This window comes from Sphingomonas sp. CCH5-D11, from assembly GCF_001557395.1.
Classification (GTDB): Bacteria; Pseudomonadota; Alphaproteobacteria; order Sphingomonadales; family Sphingomonadaceae; genus Sphingomonas.
This window is the reverse complement of record NZ_LSKH01000047.1, coordinates 1-3516: the sequence shown is the minus strand read 5'-3', so window position 1 is coordinate 3516 and position 3516 is coordinate 1. Positions and strand designations below refer to the sequence as shown.

The following is a 3516-nucleotide window of genomic DNA, read 5'->3' as shown; positions in this document are numbered from 1 at the left end:
CGCCCACCCCGCCGCGACGATCCCATGACGCAGAGCTCCGGCCGTCGTCATACCGCCTGCTCGCAAAGCTGGTTCTCGAGCGTTGCCAGGGCATGCTCGGCCTCGACGAGGGTGACGTCGGGTATATCGGGCAGCGCCGGCACGACACGCATGGCGAACGCCTCTGCGTTGGGGCAGTCGCGCGCGACGCCGATCACATGGTCACCGGTCAATCCGATACGGTCGCCGAAGCGAGCTGCGACAAAGGAATCGGGGAGCCCGGCCCAGATGCGGCGCGCCTCCGCCTGCTGTCGGTATTGCCATGCCGCCCCTCGGGGATGCGGCATTGAGGGTGCCCCGTGATGGTCGATGGCACTGAGCGCAGCCGCCATGCCGCCCGGCGCCCGGCCGAGCCGCCGTGAGGAGGTCGCAACCACCATGCCGGGATCGCGGCGCACGCGAAACCCGGCGCGCCCGGCATCGTCGAGCAGGGCGGCGTCCTCGCCGCATGGCACCGGCTGGAAGCCACCCAGTGCCTGATAGGCTCCGGGTCGGAAGGCCATGTTGGCGCCTCCCGAGCAGTGGGAGCCGGTCGGACTGTCCCACGGAACGGGGTCGACCGATCGTCGGTAGGCGTGAAGCCGATCGAGGTAGCGCTCGACCCTCCCCTGCACCGGATCCCGCTCCGCTGCGATCCGGACGATTCGCCCGGCGACAAGGTCGGCCGAGGCCAGGCCCTGCAGTGCCGCCCTGACCCAATCGGCACGGGGCTGGCTGTCGGCGTCGGTCGTCAGGAGAATACCGTGGGGCGTGCTCGTCGCATGATGCAGGCCGAGGGCGATGGCGGCCCGGCGGGCACGACCGGCATTGGCATCAGGGCACGGGTCTCCCTGAGCCACCGTGAACGGAAGGGCCATGCGACCAGCATGCTCGAGTATTACCTGCTCGCTCGCATCCGAGCAATCATCAAGGAGGAAGAACACGGCAGCCTCGACGTCGCCCAGGTCCAGTCGCCCGATCGCCTCCAGCAACTTCGGTAACGCAGTCTCCTCGTTGCGGACCGGAACACAGATCGCAGCTGACACAGGTCGCAACGGCACCCCCACCATCAGTTTCGCAGGACCGGCGACCCTGCCTTGCAGGACTGTAGGTGATAAACGCCGGTTTCGATAGCTGCTCGCGGTGATGCAAGATGCCAGATCGTAATGCAGGACTACAGGTTTGCTCGATTTCGACCGAGAGATCGGCGTCGGGTAGGTAGCCGTCGCGGTTCGCGCCGGGCATCTACAGACTGCAGTTCGACATGTCGGGCTACCCGAACGGAAAGCGGCGCCATTCTTCCCCGAGATCGAGCTCGTGTTCCGCGTCATCGATCCTGCCGCGCACTACCATGTCCCCGTCGTGGTCAGCCCCTACGGCTACTCCACCACCCGGGGCAACTGACCACCAATCACGCCTCGATCCCTGCCTCGAACATCGGCTTGTATAGCTCGTGCTCGAGCGAGCGCAGGTACCGGTCGAGGCGGTCGACCAGCGCTGCGACGTCCGCAGCACTCCGCTTGGGGTGAAAGGCCTAGGCGAGATCGGCATCGTCGGCACCGCCGCTGCGATTGCTAACGCGATCTATCACGCGACCGGTAAGCGGGTGCGGTCCCTGCCGATCACGATCGATAAGATCCTGGATTGATTAGCCGATGTGAGCATCCGCCTCGCCGGGTCTATAGCCGGTCTCAACCATTCTCCGGTTCTTGGCCTGGCTTGTAGCTGGGCTTTGCTGGCGGAACGATATAGCTCAACGTAACGATCCCCGCGACGATCAGTCCAGCACGCCAATTCCAGATTGCCAGGGCAAAGGCTGCCCAATAGGCTCCGGCGGTGACGGCGAATTTGAGGGTTGTTCGCCTGAGGTAGGCGTCTGTCAGGCGCTGGTCTGGAAGCCCCCTCGCGGTTGCATAGACCCAACGCACGAACCACCACGTCGCCGGCGCCGCTGCCACGCCCAGATAGGCCAAAACGGCGGTCTTGCTTTCCGCGTCACCGCCGAGATGCTCGATGAGCGGCCGCGCAGGAAATGGCGTGATGCTGACAGCGGCAAGAAAGCCGATGCTGAGCAGATTGTAGCCATGATCGGTTTTTTGCAGAAGCTTGCCGGTGAAGTGGCTGGAAGCCCAGTAAAGACCGATCAGGATCACGCTAAGGGCGTAGGCGGCATATTCCGGTGCCAGCTTTAGGTATGCCGCTGCCAGGTCGCCGTCAGTCGGCTCTGGTGCGTGTAGTTCGGTCACCGGGAGGGTGATGGCAATTGCCAGCACCGCGTCCATGAATGCCTCGAGGCGGTCCGATTTCCGTTCGGTTGCTTTGAAAGACGATGTCGCCATCTGACGCTACAGCATTTCGAGTGGGCGACGGCCCGCTGGCCGGGGAAATGCCGCATCGAGTGTCGCAAGGTCGGCGTCGGAGAGGACGATATCTGCGGCAGCGCGGTTCTCCCGCACATGTGCAATCGAACTCGCTTTCGGGATGGCGATAAGGCTATCGTGGCGCAACGTCCAGGCAAGTGCGACCTGCGCAGGGGTTCCGCCAACCTGGGCCGCTACTTTGTCGAGGGCGGGATGGCTTGAGAGGCGTCCCTGCTCGACGGGACTATACGCCATCACTGGCACGTTGTGCTGTGCGAGCCACGGCAACAAGTCCAACTCAGGGCCTCGACGGACGAGATTGTATAGGATCTGATCGGTCACGCAGCCATCCCCGCCGGCAGCGACAAGTTCGCCCATATCGTCGGTATCGAGGTTGCTGACACCCCAATGCCGAATCTTTCCTGCCGATTTCAGCGCCTCCATTGCCTCTATCGTCTCAGCGAGCGGCACCGATCCACGCCAGTGGAGCAGGTAGAGGTCGAGCCGATCGGTGCCGAGCCGCTTCAGGCTCGCCTCGCACGCACCGGCAAGGCGGAAGCGCGATGCGTTCTGTGGATACGCCTTGCTGACGAGGAACAACTGGTCGCGACGATCGCCGAGCGCTTCGCAGATCAGCGTTTCCGCCGCACCATCGCCATACATTTCAGCGGTATCGATGAGCGTCATGCCCAGCTCGACACCGGTGCGCAGCGCGGCGATCTCATCGGATCGCCGTTCGGCACGTTCGCCCATCTTCCAGGTGCCTTGACCCATCGAAGGAACCACTTCCCCGCCGGGCAATGTCACGTGTTTCATGTGCTTTTGTCCTATGAGATGAGTTCGACTGTTCGGTCGCGGGAGGCGGATTGGCAGATGACCACCATGTAGCGATCATATCGCGGCCGGCCATCGATCGAGTGCCATTTTGGCGATGGAGAGCAGTTCGTTGATCGTAGCGCCGTCGCGCGCCTGAACGGACATGCCTTCCATGACCGTATTGATGAATTTGCCCAGCACGGCCGGATCGGAGTTGGCCGCAAGCTCGCCCTGCGCGGCGCCGCGTTGCAGACGCTCGATCAGGAGGGCCTCCGCCGCGATGCGCTTGTCGCGCAGCAGGCATTCGATGGCGGCGGACGCC

5 protein-coding genes and 1 pseudogene are annotated in these 3516 nt (G+C 63.9%); 2 read left to right on the top strand and 4 right to left on the bottom strand.

Features of this window, described 5'->3' with window-relative positions:
* Window positions 1-47 precede the first annotated feature (47 nt).
* Window positions 48-1010 carry a glycosyltransferase gene (locus AX702_RS21510; protein ID WP_211091119.1) on the bottom strand — a complete coding sequence of 321 codons (963 nt, stop codon included), beginning with the start codon at window positions 1008-1010 and terminating at the stop codon, window positions 48-50.
* A 325-nt stretch (window positions 1011-1335) separates the two neighbouring features.
* On the opposite strand from AX702_RS21510, the gene AX702_RS22795 reads away from it, so the two are divergent.
* The gene (locus AX702_RS22795; RefSeq protein ID WP_231729964.1) at window positions 1336-1422 is read left to right on the top strand and encodes a hydroxyisourate hydrolase; all 87 of its coding nucleotides are present in this window, start codon (window positions 1336-1338) and stop codon (window positions 1420-1422) included.
* Between the two features lie 49 nt (window positions 1423-1471).
* Window positions 1472-1666 (top strand): hypothetical protein, encoded by a 195-nt coding sequence (locus AX702_RS02980; protein ID WP_007406887.1) that lies wholly within the window; start codon window positions 1472-1474, stop codon window positions 1664-1666.
* Between the two features lie 43 nt (window positions 1667-1709).
* On the opposite strand, the gene AX702_RS02975 is transcribed toward AX702_RS02980, so the two are convergent.
* From AX702_RS02975 to AX702_RS02965, 3 genes and pseudogenes are all read right to left on the bottom strand, one after another.
* Window positions 1710-2357 (bottom strand): TMEM175 family protein, encoded by a 648-nt coding sequence (locus AX702_RS02975; RefSeq protein WP_062127104.1) that lies wholly within the window; start codon window positions 2355-2357, stop codon window positions 1710-1712.
* A 6-nt stretch (window positions 2358-2363) separates the two neighbouring features.
* Window positions 2364-3194, bottom strand: a complete 831-nt coding sequence (locus AX702_RS02970; RefSeq protein ID WP_062127102.1) for an aldo/keto reductase — start codon at window positions 3192-3194, stop codon at window positions 2364-2366.
* Between the two features lie 75 nt (window positions 3195-3269).
* Window positions 3270-3516, bottom strand: a pseudogene (locus tag AX702_RS02965) (TetR/AcrR family transcriptional regulator); the annotation flags it as partial.